The 17,873-nt window shown below is 60.4% G+C and carries 13 protein-coding genes and 1 pseudogene; 5 read left to right on the forward strand and 9 right to left on the reverse strand.

What is annotated here, in order from left to right:
* The 6 genes and pseudogenes from Q0M35_RS11135 to Q0M35_RS11160 all read right to left on the reverse strand — a co-directional run.
* A pseudogene (locus tag Q0M35_RS11135) lies at positions 1-270 on the reverse strand (polysaccharide deacetylase); the annotation flags it as partial.
* Positions 267-1,406: a glycosyltransferase gene (locus Q0M35_RS11140; protein WP_295315177.1), complete on the reverse strand. Its 1,140-nt coding sequence runs from the start codon at positions 1,404-1,406 to the stop codon at positions 267-269. The pseudogene Q0M35_RS11135 and the gene Q0M35_RS11140, both read right to left, overlap by 4 nt.
* Positions 1,403-1,987, reverse strand: a complete 585-nt coding sequence (locus Q0M35_RS11145; protein WP_295315179.1) for a histidine phosphatase family protein — start codon at positions 1,985-1,987, stop codon at positions 1,403-1,405. Before Q0M35_RS11145 ends, Q0M35_RS11140 begins: the two co-directional genes overlap by 4 nt.
* Positions 1,984-2,988: a glycosyltransferase family 4 protein gene (locus Q0M35_RS11150; RefSeq protein ID WP_295315181.1), complete on the reverse strand. Its 1,005-nt coding sequence runs from the start codon at positions 2,986-2,988 to the stop codon at positions 1,984-1,986. Before Q0M35_RS11150 ends, Q0M35_RS11145 begins: the two co-directional genes overlap by 4 nt.
* Positions 2,989-3,056: 68 nt before the next feature.
* Positions 3,057-4,301: a glycosyltransferase family 4 protein gene (locus Q0M35_RS11155; RefSeq protein ID WP_295315183.1), complete on the reverse strand. Its 1,245-nt coding sequence runs from the start codon at positions 4,299-4,301 to the stop codon at positions 3,057-3,059.
* Positions 4,298-5,515 (reverse strand): hypothetical protein, encoded by a 1,218-nt coding sequence (locus Q0M35_RS11160; RefSeq protein ID WP_295315201.1) that lies wholly within the window; start codon positions 5,513-5,515, stop codon positions 4,298-4,300. The genes Q0M35_RS11155 and Q0M35_RS11160 overlap by 4 nt, the downstream gene beginning before the upstream one ends.
* A 288-nt stretch (positions 5,516-5,803) precedes the next feature.
* On the opposite strand from Q0M35_RS11160, the gene Q0M35_RS11165 reads away from it, so the two are divergent.
* From Q0M35_RS11165 to Q0M35_RS11185, 5 genes are all read left to right on the forward strand, one after another.
* Complete coding sequence (locus Q0M35_RS11165) at positions 5,804-8,173, forward strand: mechanosensitive ion channel family protein (RefSeq protein WP_295315185.1); 2,370 nt, start codon at positions 5,804-5,806, stop codon at positions 8,171-8,173.
* 301 nt (positions 8,174-8,474) lie between these two features.
* Positions 8,475-9,224, forward strand: coding sequence for a DUF3365 domain-containing protein (locus Q0M35_RS11170; protein ID WP_295315187.1), 750 nt, complete (start codon positions 8,475-8,477; stop codon positions 9,222-9,224).
* Positions 9,221-11,923, forward strand: a complete 2,703-nt coding sequence (locus Q0M35_RS11175) for a response regulator (protein ID WP_295315189.1) — start codon at positions 9,221-9,223, stop codon at positions 11,921-11,923. The genes Q0M35_RS11170 and Q0M35_RS11175 overlap by 4 nt, the downstream gene beginning before the upstream one ends.
* A gap of 19 nt (positions 11,924-11,942) precedes the next feature.
* Positions 11,943-12,308, forward strand: coding sequence for a response regulator (locus Q0M35_RS11180; protein ID WP_295315191.1), 366 nt, complete (start codon positions 11,943-11,945; stop codon positions 12,306-12,308).
* 6 nt (positions 12,309-12,314) lie between these two features.
* A complete protein-coding gene (locus Q0M35_RS11185) occupies positions 12,315-13,862 on the forward strand; it encodes an adenylate/guanylate cyclase domain-containing protein (RefSeq protein ID WP_295315193.1) in 1,548 nt (515 codons plus the stop codon).
* 41 nt (positions 13,863-13,903) lie between these two features.
* Here Q0M35_RS11185 and Q0M35_RS11190 read toward each other — a convergent pair whose 3' ends face one another.
* The 3 genes from Q0M35_RS11190 to Q0M35_RS11200 form a co-directional block, all read right to left on the reverse strand.
* Positions 13,904-15,058, reverse strand: coding sequence for an ABC transporter permease (locus Q0M35_RS11190; RefSeq protein WP_295315195.1), 1,155 nt, complete (start codon positions 15,056-15,058; stop codon positions 13,904-13,906).
* The gene (locus Q0M35_RS11195; protein ID WP_295315197.1) at positions 15,055-16,083 is read right to left on the reverse strand and encodes an ABC transporter permease; all 1,029 of its coding nucleotides are present in this window, start codon (positions 16,081-16,083) and stop codon (positions 15,055-15,057) included. The genes Q0M35_RS11190 and Q0M35_RS11195 overlap by 4 nt, the downstream gene beginning before the upstream one ends.
* Positions 16,080-17,873: ABC transporter substrate-binding protein (locus Q0M35_RS11200; RefSeq protein WP_295315199.1), on the reverse strand; the 1,794-nt coding region annotated here is incomplete at its 5' end. The genes Q0M35_RS11195 and Q0M35_RS11200, both read right to left, overlap by 4 nt.

The following is a 17,873-nucleotide window of genomic DNA, read 5'->3' on the forward strand; positions in this document are numbered from 1 at the left end:
CTCAGGGGCGTGGTTCTCATGCGCCCAGCCATGCACCAGCGCGATCAGCCCGTTTTTGGCGCGCAGGTAGTCGCCGAGCGCCGGCTCTGCATGCGCCGGAATAACGGCCAGGTGCACCGGGATACCGATACGCTGACCCAGAGCGGTCAGCCGGTCGAGAGCCCTCGTCGGGCGTGTCGCGTCATCATCCCGCCACCAAAACGGCACATCCAGCCCGTCCGCGCGATACAGCCTGAGTTCGTCCCGCAAAGGTTGCCAGAGAGTGCTCATGGCATTCCTGCCCGCAGAGTGGCGACAATTTCAACTGTCCGTCCGGCACCGCCGGAAAGGTCAGCGCGGGGCGCGCGCCGTGGTGCGCGCTGAACGCGGGCGACAGCCTCCGCCAGCGTCTCCGGGGTGAGATCCGCAGTGAGCAGAACCTCAATACCGTCGAGGCGGGCAAACGCACGGGCGCGCAGCCCCTGCTCAACTTCGCCCCCGTCATCGAAGGGGATAAAAACTGCAGGCGTTCCGGCCTGCAGTATATCGAGCGCCGTGTTGTACCCGCACATCGATACAGAGACCGCCACGTGCTGCAGCAACTGGCGAAAATCCGTCCGTGTCGGTTCAGCGATGACATTGGCAGGCGCCTGTGCCGCCAGATGACCCGCGCGCTGCTCTGCGTCCTTGCCGCCTGCAAGCAGCCGCCATGTCCGGTCCGGAGTGAGGACGGCGGCCCCGAGTGCGGCTTCAAAAACCGGGTCCCCCACAGATCCACCGCCAGCACTGACAAGGATTTCACTCTCGCCGGCGCGATCGGGGTGGGGGCCTGCATCATCGGCCGCCACATAGCCGGTGTACTGCAGGTACGGCTGCAGTTTTCCGCTTACCGGCCAGCTCATCTCCAAAGGCGTAATGTCAGGGTCGGCGTGCACGAGAACGGCGTCATAATACTGCGCGGTCATGTCATCCGCCATCATGGCCTTTGCCGGTTTTGAGGGGGGCGCCAGAATATCCCGGACAGAACTGCAGATCAGCGGCCTCGGTGTCATCGCACGGGCGGCTTCGAGCAGTGCGGTGAACTCTGCGCGCAGCACGCGCCTGCCGAAAGGAAATAGCTCGGTGATCAGCACGTCGGGCCGGATCTGATCGAAACAGCTCAGCAGCACCCGGACCCGGTCGTCAAAAATCTGCGGGCCCGCGACATCACCGTGACGGTCCAGAAGTCGCGTGAAGTTCACCCCGTCCGAGCGCAGCGGCTCAAGCTCGGTCACATCGTCCGCCTCTTTCAGCAGGTGGGGCACATGCTGCCCGCCACTCACGAGGTGTACGCTGTGACCCGCCGCGCGGAAGGCGCGGGTGAGTGTCAGCGCCCGCGCAAGATGACCCGATCCGAGCAGATGCGTGACGACAATCATGACCTTCATGCGTCGCACTCTCTCAGACGCACCGTTTCCGGCTCCAGCGTCCATGTGCCGGGGCCGGTTTCCAACACGAAGAGCCTGTTGCGTTTGATGCGAAAGGGAGCGGGCCCGTCAAAGTTCCAGCCGGTCGCGCGGGCCATGAGCATCCGCATCACGCCGATATGGCATACTGCGACGGCGTCGTCGCGCAGTGCGCTGACCCAGGGCATCAACCGGGCGAGCACCTCTGCGGGGCTTTCGCCACCGGGCGGGCGATAGTCCCAGCCCCATTGATCTGTGTCGCGGAAACCTGATGCGGGATCTGCGCGCAGGTCTGCGCCGTGCAGACCTTCCCAGTCTCCCCAGTTCATTTCCGTAAGAGCATCGTCCGTTCGTGGTGTGCGCCCCGAGATCAGCTCCGCTGTACGTGTCGCGCGCACCAGTGGGCTGGACCACAGTTCAACCTGCGCCCAGGGCCCGGGAAGCCGCAGACGTGCAAGCGCGGCTTCCGCGTCCCTGTCGAGCGGAATATCGCTGCGGCCCTGGATGCGCCCTGCGCGGTTCCAGGCTGTATGGCCATGACGAATGAGAGCAAGGCGCGTCATGTCATCACCCCGTTCAGCGCATCTGCAAGCGTGCGCGCGGCCGATCCGATCAGATGCCGCTTCTTGATATATGCGCGTGCGCAGCGCCCCGCCTGGCAGCGTGCGTCTTCGTCGCTCAGATACCGTTCCGCGAGTGCTGCAAGGGCAACCGCACCCTTCTCAGGGGCAGGGCAGGTGCCCGGTGCCAGGACATCGCGCACGCCGGGGCGGTTCTGTGCCACGACCGGAAGACCAGCGGCCTGAGCTTCGAGATAGGCCATGCCAAAAGCTTCGTTGACCCCGGGCCAGAGAAGCAAAGACGCCCGTCCCATCAGCGTTTGTGTTTCTTCGGGCGTCAGTGCGCCGTGCAGTCTGACCCTGGGGCCAAAGGGCGCCATCAGCTTTTCCACGTCGGCCCGCGCAGGCCCGTCACCGGCAACATCGAGCTGCCAGTCCGTCCGCTGCATATGCCCCAGCGTTTCCGCAATGATGCGATACGATGCCAGCTTGTCGCCCTGGCGCATCATCCCGACGCTCAACATGCCGCCTGTGCCTGAGGTTTCGGGCGGCAGAGCGTCGCGTGCCAGAAACGGGCGCAGATGCACGAGCCGCTGTGCAGGCGGGCGCAGTTCATCCAGAGTTATCGCGTCGTGCTCCGTAAGATAAAAGATCACAGCAGCCGCATCCGAGGCATCCTCCGCAGCGCGCGCGAAAGCCGACCATGGGCCGGTCAGCCGGCTGCGCGCCCGTGTCGCCTCAATGAGCAGATAGGGGATACCCAGCGCCCGGCTCACGGCCGGCCCGATGAGATCGGGCGCTTTGTAGTAATTGTGGTAGGTGATCCAGGCCCGCCATGTCCGTGCCTGATCCGACGCGGTGAGGCGCGTGGTCTCATCCCGGGCCTCCGCGAGCAGCCGCTGCTGAGCCGCCGCATCGCCCGACGGCTCGCGGCTGCGCAGAGCGGAGACCAACGCAGGTCTGTACCCGGCCGTTTCAAGCGCGCTCACAATGCCGCGTGCCATGGCTCTGTCACCTGAAGGCACGGGGTGTCCGGGTGGTTTCATGGGGGCGTAAAAGGCCAGATCCGGCATCAGGGCTTTGCCATCATCGCGTTCAGCCGACGGGCAAGCCGGTCGATGCCGGGCTGCATCTTGAAGGCAGCATTGAGCCTGACATATGCCGCCTCTGCCAGGGCAGGTCCGCGCGACGGATCATTCGCAAAAGCGGTGATCTCACGCGCGATGCTTTCGGGCGTATCATCGGTGAGGATACCGTGCACCCCTGTCTCGATAAACTCAGGGATCGCCGACACAGGCGTGGACAGCACGGGCAGCTTCTGGCTCGCGGCCTCCATCAGAACATTGGGCAGGCCGTCCCGGTCGCCGTCCCGGGCCACACGGCTCGGCAGGACAAAAAGGTCAGCCTCGCGCATTGCAGTGATAACCGCCGGCTGATCCTGCGCGCCCTGCCAGCTGATCCGCCCGGACAGGCCGCCCTTTTCGGCGCGGGCGGCGAGGTCATCTTTAAGGGTGCCGCCACCGATATGTGTCCAGTGCCAGTCAAGGCTGTCAGGCAGCAGCGCGAGGGCACTGATCAGATGGTCAAATCCTTTCTTTTCCACCAGGCGCCCCACTGACAGCAGCCTGAGCGGCGCTCCGGGCGCGCGGGGGGCGCGGTCGGGCGGATCTGGAAAGCGCGACAAATCAAGCCCGTGATAGACCAGATCGACCCGGTCCGGCCTGTCGGCATAGGCGCGCAGATGGTCCGCTCCGATGCTTGTGCAGGTCGCGCCAAAAACCGCGCCATAGCTGTTGGCAGTCAGTTTCTCGCGCAGCTCCCAGTCAGGCGTTGTCCAGATGTCTTTGGCATGTGCCGAAAAGGACCACGGCAACCCGCGCAGGATCGCGGTATAGCGCGCCACGGAAGAGGGTGTGTGCAGGAAATGGGCGTACAGGCCTTCGGTTTCCGGCGGCAGTTCGCGGGCCAGCACGCAGGCCTGGCCAAAGCGGCGGGCGCGGTTGGGGCTGCGGTCGCGCGCATAGTCGGCGCGAAAGGCCCGCCAGGCCGCTGCAAAACCAGGCAGGCGCGCGGCACAGACAGCACCGCGCAGCGCGCGGACAGGATCATCGCGCAGATATTCCGGCAGATAGTGCACGGGTGCCTGCAGCCTGTCATGAAGCGGATGTGTGCGGGTATCGGTGGGGTGGCGCAGCGACCAGATCTCAAACGGTGTCCCGCTTTCTTCCAGAGCAACAAGTTCCTGCGCAATGAATGTCTCCGAGAGCCGCGGCCACCCTTTGACCACGATCGCCAGTCGCGGGCGGGATGATGTCATGTGCCGGAAACCAGCGCTTCTGCCCGCCGGACCACAACCTCCAGCCCGTCGAGAAGCCCGTCGGCACCTGCTTCTGAAGGGCGTGCCTGTGACGGCAGCCCCCGGATCGCATCAATCATCGCCCCGGGTGTCATGCCGTCGCGGCTTTCATCGAGCATGCGCACAAGGCCCAGCTCTTCCGCCCGCGACGCTCTGATCCACTGTTCGAGCCGGGGCACGGTGCGCGGGACGATGACCGCCCGCTGGTCAAAAGACAGCACTTCGCAAAAGGTGTTATAACCGCCCATGCAGACAACACCCTGAGCCCCTGCAAAAAGCGCCTCGATACGCGCATCAAAGCCCACGGCCGTCACCCGACCGTTCAGCTTCTCCACCCGGTCGTCAAATGCTTCGCGCACTTCGCCGGACAGAAACGGTCCGTACACAAGCACTGCTTTGGGGCTCAGTTCCGGATCAGCCTCATAGGCCGCGATGACCAGATCGACCATTGTGCGGCCGTCACCGCCGCCGCCCGGCGTGATCAGCACATATGGCTCTTCCGGAATATCGGCCTCGTCGGTTACTTCGCGCCGCAGATAGCCGGTCCAGTGAATGCGTTCACGCGCGGCATCCGATAGCGGCAGGCCTTCGGTCGGGTCGTAAAACGTCCGCGGGCCGTACACCCAGATCTCGTCATAAAACCGCTCAGTTGCCTCAACGGCGCCTTTGCGCTTCCATTCAGCCCGCAGCACCGTCGCCTCATCGAGAACGTCGCGCAGCCCCAATACACAGCGCGTCGTACCACGTCTTTCAAGCCATTGCAGCGTCGGTAAAAGCTCGCCGCGAAAGCCGGTCGGCTCTTTGTCTACAATCAGCAGGTCGGGGTCATACTGCTCAACCGCTGTCTGAATGAGCCCGGAGCGCAGCGCCGTAGTGTCGTCGATATCAAGCCCGAGCGTCTGGCTGATATAGCTGCCGTCCGGCAGTTTGGAGACACCCGGAAGCCGCACGTGATCGACCTTTTCGGGGAAAGTGAAACGCCCCGCAATCGGTGAGCCGGTGAGAATGATGGCTGATGTTCCCGGATGCGATGCCGTCAGTGCCGAGGCCAGTGCGCGCGACCGGCGCAGATGACCAAGACCGAAGGTGTCATGGCTGTAGAACATGACCCGGCGCGAGCGCTCTGCTCCGGCTCCTTTACTGTTCTGTCCGGCCCCGGCGCTGTGATTTTGCATGTTCATGCCGACGCCCTGATCAGGCTGGTTCCCGCACATGAGAACGGGCGCGGATAGTGCTCCGGCGGGGTGGCATCAGCAGCGAAAAAGGGATTGGCAGGGCACATGGGCCGGTATTCAGGTCGTGTCATTGCGGCTTTCCTGCAAAAGTGTCTCCTGTACTGGCATAATTTGCGCGCGGGTGCAAAACCCTACTGCCCGCGAAGACCGTATGTGATGTCTGATTGCAATGCATTCTGTGCTCGCCTACCGTTCCCGGACGGCAATCCGGGGCGGGGACTTCCGATTATGCGTTTTTTATCTGCGGTTTTTGTCCTTTGGCTGGGGCTGCTGACCGCTTTTGGCGTGTCATCCGCAGATGCTCAGGGGCTGGGGTCTCTCTTCTCAGGCGGCACAGGCTCAGGCGGGGAAGCGAGCGCGCCATCAAACCCCGTCGCCGAGATCATGAAGGAAGCCGGCGCCAACGGTGTCAGCGTCGTGGTTATCAACAGTGACGGTCAGATGACCAGCACCACTGATGCGCAGACCGACGTTGAAAAGGCGATGAGTGCTGAAGGCTCAGGTCTGATGAAGGCCCAGGACACGGTGGTGAAGTTCCGTTCGGCGCTTGTGGAGCGTATCCTCGATCTGCCCGTGGCCTTCAACGAAGTTATTTATATCCTTCGCGCCACCAGCCCGACCGGAGAGATCTGGGCCTTTTTCAAGGTGATCTACCTCTCGCTGGGCCTCTTTGCGGTTGGCTATCTTGTCGAACGCTACATCTACGGGCCGCACATCGCGCGCCGCTGGGTGGTGGCCCGCCTGCGCGATAACCCGAAGGGCTATGCGGAAAAGATGCCCTGGCTGGTGTTTCGGTTTTTCATGGGGGTCGTTGGCATCCTCGTCTCGATGGCGGTTGCCTATGTGCTGGGCGGCGCGATTTTCGGGCCGATCAAAGACCCGGCCATCCAGTTTACCGCCAGTGTCGTAAATGCGGCTTATTTTCTCAGCCGGTTCGTTGCAGCACTCTGGCGGATGATCCTGTCTCCTTATATGGCGCAATACCGCATTCCGGCGTTCAGCACCCGCGATGCGCGCCGCCTGCACCTGTGGCTCTGCACGCTCGCCACCTTTGACATCTGCGCCATTCTGTTCGGCGTCTGGATCGGTGAACTGGGTCTGAATTATGACGTGTATGCTTTCTTGTCGTCGCTTCTGTCTGCCGGTGTGGTGCTGCTCAATATCCTGATGGTGCTGGTTAACCGCAAAGCCATTACAAAGGCGATCGTAAACGGCCGCGCGAAACCGGAACAGACCTGGAGCGTCCGGGCGCTCAGCGCGGCCTGGGCACCTGTGGTGATTGTCTATGTGATTTTTGCATGGGTTGAACTGACCTATGACCTGGTGCTGGGGCAGGCCTCCAGCGTGCCGCTGATCGGGGGCGCTTATCTGATCCTGATGTCGATCATCGTGGTTTATGGCGTGATCAGTTTCTTTATCGAGCGCAGTTTTGAGCGCGCCCGTGCACTGCGCGCACTCAACGGCTCCGACGGGGCCGATGACCTGTCCGGGGATTCCGGGAGCGAACAGGCGGTGCGAAACGAGGCCATTCGACCGCATTACAAAATGGCCACATTCGAAGAGCTCGCGCGGCGGGTTGCGGGCATTCTCGCTTTTGTCGCAGGCACCTATGCTTTCTTCTGGATCTGGGACAATAACAGCGCGCAGATGGTCGAATCCGTGGCCTCGCAGCTTCTCGATATTATGGTCATCATCTTTCTGGGCTATATCGTTTATCACGCGTTCCGCATCTGGATCGATCGCAAGATCAGCGAAGAACAGGGCGACATGGCCGACGGTGAACTCGGCGACGAAGGCGGCGGCACCAGTGCCAGCCGGCTTGCCACCCTGCTGCCGCTCTTTCGTAATTTCATCCTGATCGTGGTGATGGTCACGATCGTTCTGATCATTCTGCTGGAGCTTGGCGTGAATGTCGGTCCGCTTTTTGCCGGCGCCGGGGTGGTCGGTGTCGCGGTCGGTTTTGGCAGCCAGGCGTTGGTGCGGGACATTTTTTCCGGAGGGTTTTTCCTTTTTGACGACGCCTTTCGCAAAGGCGAATATCTCGACATCGGCGGGGTTAAAGGCACGGTAGAGAAAATATCAGTCCGCTCGTTTCAGCTGCGCCATCACCTTGGGGCGCTGCACACCATCCCCTTTGGCGAAATTCAGGTGATGACGAATTATTCGCGCGACTGGGTAATTATGAAGCTGCCCCTGCGCGTGACCTATGACACCGATGTGGAGAAGGTCCGCAAGCTGATCAAAAAGCTTGGGGTGGACCTGCTCGACGATCCGGTGATCGGCGACAATTTCATTCAGCCGCTGAAGTCGCAGGGTGTGATCGAAATGCAGGATTCCGCGATGATCATCCGGGTGAAGTTCATGACGAAACCGGGCGATCAGTGGCTCGTGCGCAAAAAGGTTTACGAGGAAATCCGGGCGCTCTTCGAGCAGGAGGGCATCCATTTTGCCCATAAAGAAGTGACTGTCCGTCTGGCAGACGGCAAGGTCAGTGACCTGTCAGAGGATGATCGCAAGGCCGTCACGGCTGCAGCCCAGGCCTCGATTGAAGACGATCTGATGGATGGTGAAGAGCCTGAGGGCGGCGACGACCGGTAAAACGCGGCGCGACGGGCCTTGCCGGCCCGGGCTCGGATCATCGCAAAAGCGCCGCCGTCGGGTGGCCTCACAGCCCACAGCGGAGCGCGCCTTATGACTTCGCGTTTCGGTCGTGTGACTGCACCGCGAAGCCATTTTTTGAGGCCCGGACGCTTGCAGCAGCCCGCCGTACGTGCACCAGCGCCCGATCTGTTCACGCAGTTGCCTGATATTGCAGCCTTGAAAAAGAAATGCCTTACGTCGGGTCACAATTTCGCTAAGGTCGTTAACAATTCCAATGCGCATTTCGGAGGCAAGGCGATTGAGACATCTAGGGTACGTGATTGCACTGGGACTGGTACTGCAAACGACAGCAGCACCGGACCTGGTCAGGGCCGATACATCATACGATGTTGAGATGGGCAACCGGCTGGCATCGGTCCTGCGGGCCGGACGCAGCGTGGTGTCGAACAACCAGGCGCTGATCAATGACCCGGATGTCGCCGACAAGGGGCTGGACGGCGAGGCCTTTTACGCGATGGTCGTCGAGAGCTATCTGGAGAAATACGGCCAGCATCCTCTGAGCGATGATCTTGAGCCGGAACAGCGCGCTTTGACGGAAACACAGCTTAACGCCATGGTCGGCGTGATCAATGAAAACCAGGACATCATCAACGCCGACGGCCTTGCGTTCAAAGGATTTATCCCGGCAGTTTTCGCCCGCCTTGTGAACGAGAAATTCGGGGACGAAATGGCCGCCCGTGCAGCCGTGAAAGTGACCGCCCCCAAAGAACTGGTGCGCAACCGCAAAGCGCGCCCGGATGACTGGGAAAATCAGGTGATCAACGACAAGTTCAAAGATGCGGACTGGGCCGTTGGAGAAGCGTTCTATGAGACTACGACGGTGGGCGGCAAAGAAGCGTTCCGGATGCTGATCCCTGAGTATTACTCTGAATCCTGCCTGGCCTGTCATGGCTCTCCGGCGGGCGAGACCGATGTCACAGGCTTTCCCAAAGAGGGGGGCGAGCTTGGTGAGCTTGCAGGCGCGATCAGTATCACGCTCTATAAATGACAACTGCTGAGCAGAGCGATGCCAGAGCCGGCTGGTTTGCAGAAAACACCATTCCTGTCAGGTTCGGTGCTCTGTCGGGCGTGCTTCTGGCTGCTCTGATCCTCAGCACCGGCGTGATGGCCTACGACCTGATCCGCAATCAGGAACGTATTTCCGATGCCAACGAGGGCTTTCACAGACTTGAGATTGCGAGTCTTGCGGACCGGCATTTCGGTGAAATGCGCTACTGGATGACCGATCTTGCAGTAAGCCAGCTGACCTTGTCTGAGCGCCGCGCCGATGAGGCGCGCGAAAACCTCGAACGGAACCTCGACGAACTGGCGAAATTCGCGCCCGAAGCAGCAGCCACCGTCAGAAGTCAGACGGATGCGTACTACGAAACCTCGCTGACCGCTGCGGATGCTTATACTGATGGCAACCGTGTGCTCGGCAATACGCTTCTGGCCCAGGCACGTGTGGCCAGCGACACCGTGGACGCCACCTTCAAGGAACTTGTCGGTGATCTCTCCGAGCGGGCCGACGAGACCAGCCAGGACGCAACTGCTGCCGCAAGGACGGCACTTTACCGGGCAATCGTCGCTTGTATCGCCATCGTGATCGCCGGCGCTTTTCTGACCTGGCGGGCGCTGCGATCCATCCTCGTCCCGATGCGCGGAATCAGCAGCGCAATCACCGGTCTGATCAGCGGAAATCGTGACGTTGAACTGCCGCCTGAGGGCCATGACGAGCTGGGCCGCATGTCGCAGGCATTACGCGCGTTGCGCGACAGCCAGGACCGCCGGCGCGTACTGGAAGACGAGGCCCGCGCACAGCGTAACACCATCCTCACCGCAATCGAGACCATCCCCGACGGGTTCGCCCTGTTTGACAACGAAGACAGGTTGCTGCTTTTCAATGAGCGCTTCCGGTCGGTTTTTGACCATATAAAGGATATCATCGAGACCGGCACCGGTTTTGAGGATATCCTCAGAACTCAGATCGACCGTGACACTGTCGATCTGCAGGATATGCCTGCCGAAGACTGGATTGCCCACCAGGTCGCGCGACACAAAAATCCGCCCGACAGCCGCCAGGAAGTCCGGATGGGCGGGGCATGGATCCAGATCGCCAAACGCAAAACGCCCGATGGCGGCACGGTTGCGGTCTACAGTGACATCACGGACCTCAAGAAAAAACAGGCGCAGCTCGAGGATGCTAACGACCAGGCGCTTGCGGCCAGCTCAGCGAAAAGCCAGTTTCTCGCGTCGATGAGCCATGAATTGCGCACACCCCTGAATGCAATCATAGGCTACAGCGAAATGCTGTCTGAAGATGCTCAGGACATGGGCTTTGACACCGCCACCGAAGACCTTGAAAAGATCATGGCATCGGGCCGTCATTTACTGTCGCTGATCAACGATGTGCTTGATCTTTCAAAGATCGAAGCGGGCAAGATGGAAGTCTATGTCGAGAGCTTTGATCTGGGACCACTGCTGGATGAGGTCGTCGCCACCGTGGCGCCGCTGGTGTCGAAAAACGGCAACGAGCTGGTGCTGAATACGAATTTCAGCAACCCGCAGATCGAGACCGATAAGACCAAACTGCGGCAGAACCTCTTCAACCTGCTTTCAAACGCGGCAAAATTCACCGAAAACGGCAAAATCACGCTGGATGTGAGTGGCCGTCACAATGACGGAAAAGACTATTTCAGCTTTTCAGTGACAGATGAAGGGATAGGCATGACGCCTGAGCAGAGCGACAAGCTCTTTCAGGCGTTTGTTCAGGCGGATCAGTCCACCACCCGCAACTTTGGCGGCACCGGGCTGGGTCTGGCGATTGCCCAGCAGTTTACCCGGATGATGGGGGGCCGGATCTCTGTGCAGAGCGAAGAGGGCGTGGGATCGGTCTTCAGTTTCGAGATCCCAGCGACCTTTGAGGGGGTAACGGAGCCAGGTGCAGATGTAACCGCGCCTGACCGCAGGCCGTCACAGGGCTCGATCCTGATTGTCGATGACGAAGATACCGCCCGATCCGCTGCGGCCGGAATCGTGCGTGCCGAAGGGTATCACGTGCTCATGGCGGGCACTGCCGAAGAGGGGCTGCGCATCGCGCGCGAACAGCAACCCGATGCGGTGGTGCTGGACGTTATCATGCCCGAGCGCGACGGCTGGTCCATGCTCAAGGAAATGAAGTCCGATCCCGTGCTTTGCGAGATGCCGGTGATCCTTGCGACCATCGTGGCGGACCGCGAGATGGGGCTTGCCTTTGGCGCGGTCGAGCACCTGACCAAACCTGTGGAGCCGTCCAGACTGATCGCCACGCTTGACGCCATTGCCGACGGGCGGGAAAAAGACGTGCTGATCGTCGATGATGACGTCGCCACCCGCAATCTCTTCCGCCGCATCCTGACCCGCGAAGGATGGAACGTGCGTGAGGCCTCAGACGGCAAACGCGCGCTGGCGCAGCTGGAAACCCGGCGCCCGACGCTGATGGTGCTGGACATTATGATGCCCAACGTGGACGGTTTTGACGTCCTGAAATCAATCCGGGCAAATGAAACCCTTGCCGATCTGCCGGTGATTGTGGCCACGTCAAAAGACCTGACGCGCGACGAGATGTCCTGGCTCAAGGAAAATGCCGGCGAGGTAATCCGCAAAGGCGATACCGGCCGCAGTGATCTGCTTGCGGCACTGAAACGTCATCTGGATCACAGATCCTGAACAGAAAAGAGCGTATCTAATGGCCGTGATCCTGATTGTTGAAGACAATGATATGAACCTCGACATGCTGTCGCGACGCCTGAAGCGCAAAGGTTATGATATTCTGGATGCGAGAGACGGACAGACGGGGGTTGACCGTGCAGCTGCGGACAAGCCCGATCTGATCCTGATGGACATGAGCCTGCCGGTGCTTGACGGCTGGGAAGCCACGCGGGTGATCAAATCAAACCCCGAAACTGCCGGTATCCCGGTGGTTGCGCTCACTGCGCATGCCATGGCGAGCGACCGCGAAAAGGCGATGGATGCAGGATGCGATGCCTTTTACACCAAGCCGATTGAGCTTCCCGGTTTGCTGGACATCATCTCAGATCTTCTGTCCCGGTAGCATGAGATGGAGCCGTCAGGTCGCAATGAAAAACTCGCCTTTGCGGCCCGTATTTCGCAAAAGCTGAACGGCCCGTCAGAGGCGATCATCGGCTTTCTGACGCTTTTGCTGGAGGAGGTGGCGCGCAGCGGCCCTGAGGACGCGCTCGAGGATCTGAATAAGGTTGAGGTGGCGGCCCTGCGCCTGAGCGAGATGGTGCGTAAGCTCGCCGGCGACCCGCGTGATATTGCCGGTGACGCCGAACTGCAGGCGCGTTTGCGCCACGATCTGCGCTCTCCGATCAATGCGATCATCGGCTATTGCGAGATGACAATTGAGGATTTCGGAGACGAGCTTGCCCCCTCAGCCACGGGTGACATCGGGGCCATCCTGTCTGAAGCCCGCCGGCTTGCTATCAGGATTGACGAGGTGGTCGATGGCGCCGAACCCGACGATGGTGGTGCCGGCAAAGCGCTTGAAACACAACTGGCGACCGGGCTGATCCGCAGCATGAGCGACACCAGCGCCACCGACGAAAGCATTGCCGGCAAAATCCTCGTTATCGATGATGAACCGGCCAACTGCGAAATCCTCAAGCGTCAGCTTGAACGCCGTGGCCATGAGGTGACGTCGGTGAACTCGGCCGCTGAAACATTTGATGCGCTGGCTGAGGACCGCTTTGATCTCGTGCTGCTGGATATTCTGATGCCGGATATAAACGGTATCGAGGTTCTTGAACGTATGAAGGCTGACGCTGCGCTGCAGGAAATTCCGGTAGTGATGGTGTCAGGGCTGCAGGAGACAGGCGCTATCGCGCGCTGTATCAGTGCTGGTGCCGAGGATTACCTGCCAAAGCCGATTGACCCCGTGCTGCTGCATGCGCGTGTGCAGGCCTGTCTGGACCGGGCGCGGTGGCGGGCGCGTGAGATCGCGTTCATCAAGGAGGTCCGGTATGAACGCGACCGTGCGGATGCGCTGCTCTATTCGATGCTGCCCGCGCCTGTGATCCGGCGCCTGAACGAAGGCGAGACAAGGATCGCCGACCGCTTTGCCGGAGCCAGCATCATCTTTGCCGATATTGTCGATTTCACACCGCTGGTGGCGCGCATGGACGCTGACGATCTGGTGAAAGAGCTTTCCAGCGTTTTCACGGCATTCGATGAACTGGTAAACCGGCACAATATCGAAAAAATCAAAACCATCGGAGACGCCTATATGGCGGCATCGGGCATCCCGCTGCGCCGGGACGATCATGCCGCCGCAGCTGTTGATTTTGCGCAGGATATCCTCATTGCGATGTCAGACCCTGCGGTCAACCGTGCCGGTCTGGACATCCGCATCGGGATACATACGGGCCCTGTGATTGCCGGGCTGATCGGCCGCAAACGGTCGGTCTATGATGTCTGGGGAGAAACCGTCAATCTTGCCAGCCGGCTGGAATCCACCGGCGAGGCCGGCAAAATTCAGATTTCGAACGCCACACGGCAGGCACTGACCGGGTCAGAGCGCACTTTCCGGGCGCACACCCATGACGTCAAAGGCATCGGGAAGATGACCTCTTACTTTATCGAGTAAGGAGATACCCGGCAGGGCGGTACAGTCCGGTCCGCGGGGGCTCATCCCTTGTAGGGGTCGAGCGAGGCACGCAGACCGTCACCGAGGAAATTGAACGCCAGTACCACGAAAATGATCGGCAGCATCGGGATGGCTGTCCAAGGATAGATCTCGATCGATGCAAGGTTCTGCGCATCGTTGAGCATCACACCCCAGCTCACCGCCGGTGCCCGCAAGCCCAGGCCGAGGAAACTGAGCGCTGTTTCACCAAGGATCATCGCCGGGATCGACAGAGTGGCAGATGCAATCAGGTGGCTCATAAAGTTCGGCAGCAGGTGGCGCCGGATCACGCGACCGGGTTTTGCGCCCATCATCTCTGCCGCGCGCACATATTCCTCTTCGCGCAGGGACAGAAATTTACTTCGCACCGCACGTGCAAGCCCCGGCCAGTCCAGGATGCCGAGAATGATCGAGATGATGAAGAAAACCGATACCGGCCCCCAGTTCGAGGGAACGGCTGCCGAAAGCGCGAGCCAGAGCGGCAGTTCGGGCAGGGACCGCAGGATCTCGATCATCCGGTTGATGAACCAGTCGGTCTTGCCTCCGAAATATCCCGCAATGGAGCCAAAGAAGATCCCCAGCGCGAAGGACACTGTGATCCCGATCAGACCGACCGTCAGTGACAGCTGCGCGCCGTAAAGGATGCGGCTGAAGACATCGCGCCCCAACCTGTCAGACCCCCAGAGAAAGACCGTCGCCCCGTCAGGCGCACAGAAAAGATGGGTATCGGAGGGAATGAAGCCAAAAAGGTTGTACTGGTTGCCTTCACAGAAGAACTGCAGCGGCATGGGCCGGGAGGTATCTGTCTGATAGGTCCAGCGGAAATTTTGCAGATCGGCCGTCGCCGTCGTCGGATAGACGTAAGGTCCGACAAAGCTGCCTTCGTGCCACAGATTGATCGACTGCGGCGGGGCATAGAGATAATCGGCGCTGCGCTGGTTAGGCGTATAGGGCGCGATAAAGCCGGCCACGGGCAGCATCAGATAGCTGAGCAGCAGAAAGATACCCGAAATCAGACCGAGCTTGTGCCGCTTGAATTTGCGCCATACGAGCACCCAGTTGGGCGCATCCATATCTGATCGTTCAGGCGCGGAGAGGTCCGCGTCATCGCTCCAGGGGGCTTCATCAACCCAGCGGCCGTCTGGTAGTTTCTTCATGAACCGCGCGCCCCGTAGCGGATGCGCGGATCAAGCAGCACCAGCAGCATATCAGACACCATGGTGCCTATGAGTGTGAGCAGAGCAACAAACATCAGCACGAAGCCGGCGAGGAACTGATCCTGGGATTTCAGTGCTGTCAGCAGCGAGGGTCCGATGGTCTGCAACCCCAGCACCACGGAAACAAGCACTGAGCCTGAGACCATCGCGGGCAGCAGGTTGCCGATATCGGCGACAAAGGGGTTGAAAGCCATACGCAGCGGATATTTTGCGAGCAGTTTGGAGGGGCCGAGCCCCTTGGCTTTGGCGGTCTCGACATAGGGTTTGGACAGCTCATCAAGCATATTGGCCCGCAGCCGTTGCATCATCGCCGCAGCCCCCGAGGTGCCGATCACAAACGTGGGCACGATGAGGTGGATGAGGATGGAATTTACCTTTTCCAGCGAGAGGGGCTCTCCCTCGAACTCCGGCGCCATCAGTCCGCCGATGGGCAGATTGAAATACTTGTTGCCGTAATAAAACAGCATCAACGCGAGCAGGAAGTTTGGCGTGGCAAGTCCCAGATAGCCCACGAATGCCGCTGTATAATCAACCCATGTTTCAGATTTCGCCGCCGCCAGAACGCCCAGTGGCAGCGCCACCAGATAGACGAAAAGCACTGCCGCGAGGTTGACCAGAACTGTGAGCCAGAGCGCATCGCCGACGATCTCTGATACAGGCCGGTCGAACTCAAAAGACCAGCCGAAATTGCCCTGAATAAGCCCGTACCAGCCCTGTGGCCCGGGCGCCATGCCGACCCAGATCAGATACTGTTCCCAGATCGGACGGTCGAGCGCATACTCGGTGCGCAGAAATTCCGCCTTGGCCACGCCCTCGGCCTGACCGGTGGCACGCAGCTCCGCGATCTGGTTGCTCAGATAGTCACCGGGCGGCAGATTGATGATCACAAAGACCAGGATCGACACGACCCAGAGCGTGAGCAGCATCGTGATAAATCGGTAAACGGCGTATCTGAGAAACATCATTGGGTGAGCTGCTGAAACGGATCTTCGTAGTAAAATTCATCAATGCGGTGAATGCCGAAATGCGCGCCCGGATCCCAGGCCCAGTTTGCCACGACCGGCACATTGCGCAGTTTGTCCGAGACAACCACCGGCTGCGGGGCTTCGGCGAGAATGCCGATCCCGAACTGTTGTTCTGCATGGATTTCCAGCATTTCCTGCCAGATCTTTTTGCGCCGCTGAGGGTCCGCACTGTGGTCCCAGGCTTCGCTCAGCTCCATCAGGCGCACGGCCTCGGGAATGTCGGGTGGCTCGCCCACTTCGCCGCCGGTCTGGTAATACTGCCCCCATTTCGGCCAGGCAAAGAACTCCTGATGTGTGGGCGCGAGGTACTCCGGCGGAGTGTAAACCTGGGGCAGCCCGTTGTCCCAGCCGTACCAGACCGCCGCCATTGAGAGGCCGGAATAAACGCGGTTGCGCAGGATATCGCGATCAAGCGGACGCATGATGAGCTTGATGCCGATCTCGCGCCATGTGTCGGTAACGATAGCCAGCGCATTCTCGACCTCCTGCCGTTCTCCGGCGGTTTCGATCACAAATTCCATCGGCCGCCCGTCGGGCAGCTTGCGGATGCCGGTGGGGGTGCGTTCGGTCAGCCCCATCTCATCGAGAAGTGCATTTGATTTGGCGGGGTAATAAATCGACCAGCGGAAGAGATTTGCCGGGTCAAAAAGCGGGCTGTTGGCCAGCGCGGTCATACCACCCTCCTTGGCCAGACCGAAATAAAGCGCGCGGTTGATCATGCGCCGGTCAATCCCCATGCTGAGCGCGCGCCGGAAGCGCACATCGCGAATGACCTCGCGCCAGACCGGATCGGCAAAGTTGAGGTTGGGATAGATCGCGATCTGGTTCGCAGCTCCGTTGGCCCAGAGCAGAGTGCGGTATCCGGCCCCGTCTACCTCGCCTTTTTTCAGGATCGAAATGTCCGGAAAATTAAGCCCGCGGGCCTGAAGATCGACCTCGCCGGCATTGGCCTTGGCCGCAATCAGGCCACCTCCCACAACGGTCATCTCGACGACGTCGATATAAGGAAGCTGCACACCGCGGCTGTCGATCCGGTGATAATACGGGTTGCGTACAAAAAGATGCCGGCTCGATTTTGCCGCCGAGGCATTCAGCCAGGGCTGCAACGTAGGCAGGTTCGGATTGTCGAACTTGTACATGTTGTCTTTATCATTGTGCAGCGCGGCCCAGGCCCGCACACGCGCTTTCTTGATTGCGCGTTTCAGCGTTTTCGCATCGGTAAAATCGGCATGGAACTGTTTAAGGTAATGCGCAGGGCGGTAGATGATCAGCGGGCTGGCCTGCGCCAGCAGCTGCAGAAACTGCGCATTTGCGCGCGGCCATTCGTAAACCACCGTATGCGCGTCGGGAAAGCTGACCTCGGCCAGAACGCCGTCGACGTAAAGGCTCTGGGACGGGCCGGCGGGGCTCAGTTCCTCATTCAGGGCGATGTGTTTCCAGTAATACTCAAAATCGGCCGAGGTGAACGGATGCCCGTCCGACCAGCGATGTCCGCGTCTGAGATGCAGGGTGAATTTGCGACCCTCTTCCACCTCGACATCGCGCAACAGGTCCGGGTAAAGCTCATAGTTCTGATCGTATCCGACAAGCCGCGAGTAGCCGTAAACCACCATCTGCCGGACGTCCTTGGAACGCGAAACCAGCGTCCGCAGGGTGCCGCCCTGTTTGCCGAAGGTACGTCCCTTGGCTTCCAGATCAATCACCAGCGGATCGAGCGGCAGCCGCTCGGA

This window comes from Roseobacter sp. (assembly GCF_024639605.1).
Classification (GTDB): Bacteria; Pseudomonadota; Alphaproteobacteria; order Rhodobacterales; family Rhodobacteraceae; genus Roseobacter.

Bases quoted from the DNA above. Each gene is read 5' to 3' on its own strand.
- Q0M35_RS11160 (WP_295315201.1), bottom strand. From the start codon at position 5,515: ATGCAAAATCACAGCGCCGGGGCCGGACAGAACAGTAAAGGAGCCGGA.
- Q0M35_RS11145 (WP_295315179.1), bottom strand. From the start codon at position 1,987: ATGACGCGCCTTGCTCTCATTCGTCATGGCCATACAGCCTGGAACCGC.
- Q0M35_RS11180 (WP_295315191.1), top strand. From the start codon at position 11,943: ATGGCCGTGATCCTGATTGTTGAAGACAATGATATGAACCTCGACATG.
- Q0M35_RS11185 (WP_295315193.1), top strand. From the start codon at position 12,315: ATGGAGCCGTCAGGTCGCAATGAAAAACTCGCCTTTGCGGCCCGTATT.
- Q0M35_RS11175 (WP_295315189.1), top strand. From the start codon at position 9,221: ATGACAACTGCTGAGCAGAGCGATGCCAGAGCCGGCTGGTTTGCAGAA.
- Q0M35_RS11165 (WP_295315185.1), top strand. From the start codon at position 5,804: ATGCGTTTTTTATCTGCGGTTTTTGTCCTTTGGCTGGGGCTGCTGACC.
- Q0M35_RS11195 (WP_295315197.1), bottom strand. From the start codon at position 16,083: ATGATGTTTCTCAGATACGCCGTTTACCGATTTATCACGATGCTGCTC.
- Q0M35_RS11150 (WP_295315181.1), bottom strand. From the start codon at position 2,988: ATGGCACGCGGCATTGTGAGCGCGCTTGAAACGGCCGGGTACAGACCT.
- Q0M35_RS11140 (WP_295315177.1), bottom strand. From the start codon at position 1,406: ATGAAGGTCATGATTGTCGTCACGCATCTGCTCGGATCGGGTCATCTT.
- Q0M35_RS11155 (WP_295315183.1), bottom strand. From the start codon at position 4,301: ATGACATCATCCCGCCCGCGACTGGCGATCGTGGTCAAAGGGTGGCCG.
- Q0M35_RS11190 (WP_295315195.1), bottom strand. From the start codon at position 15,058: ATGAAGAAACTACCAGACGGCCGCTGGGTTGATGAAGCCCCCTGGAGC.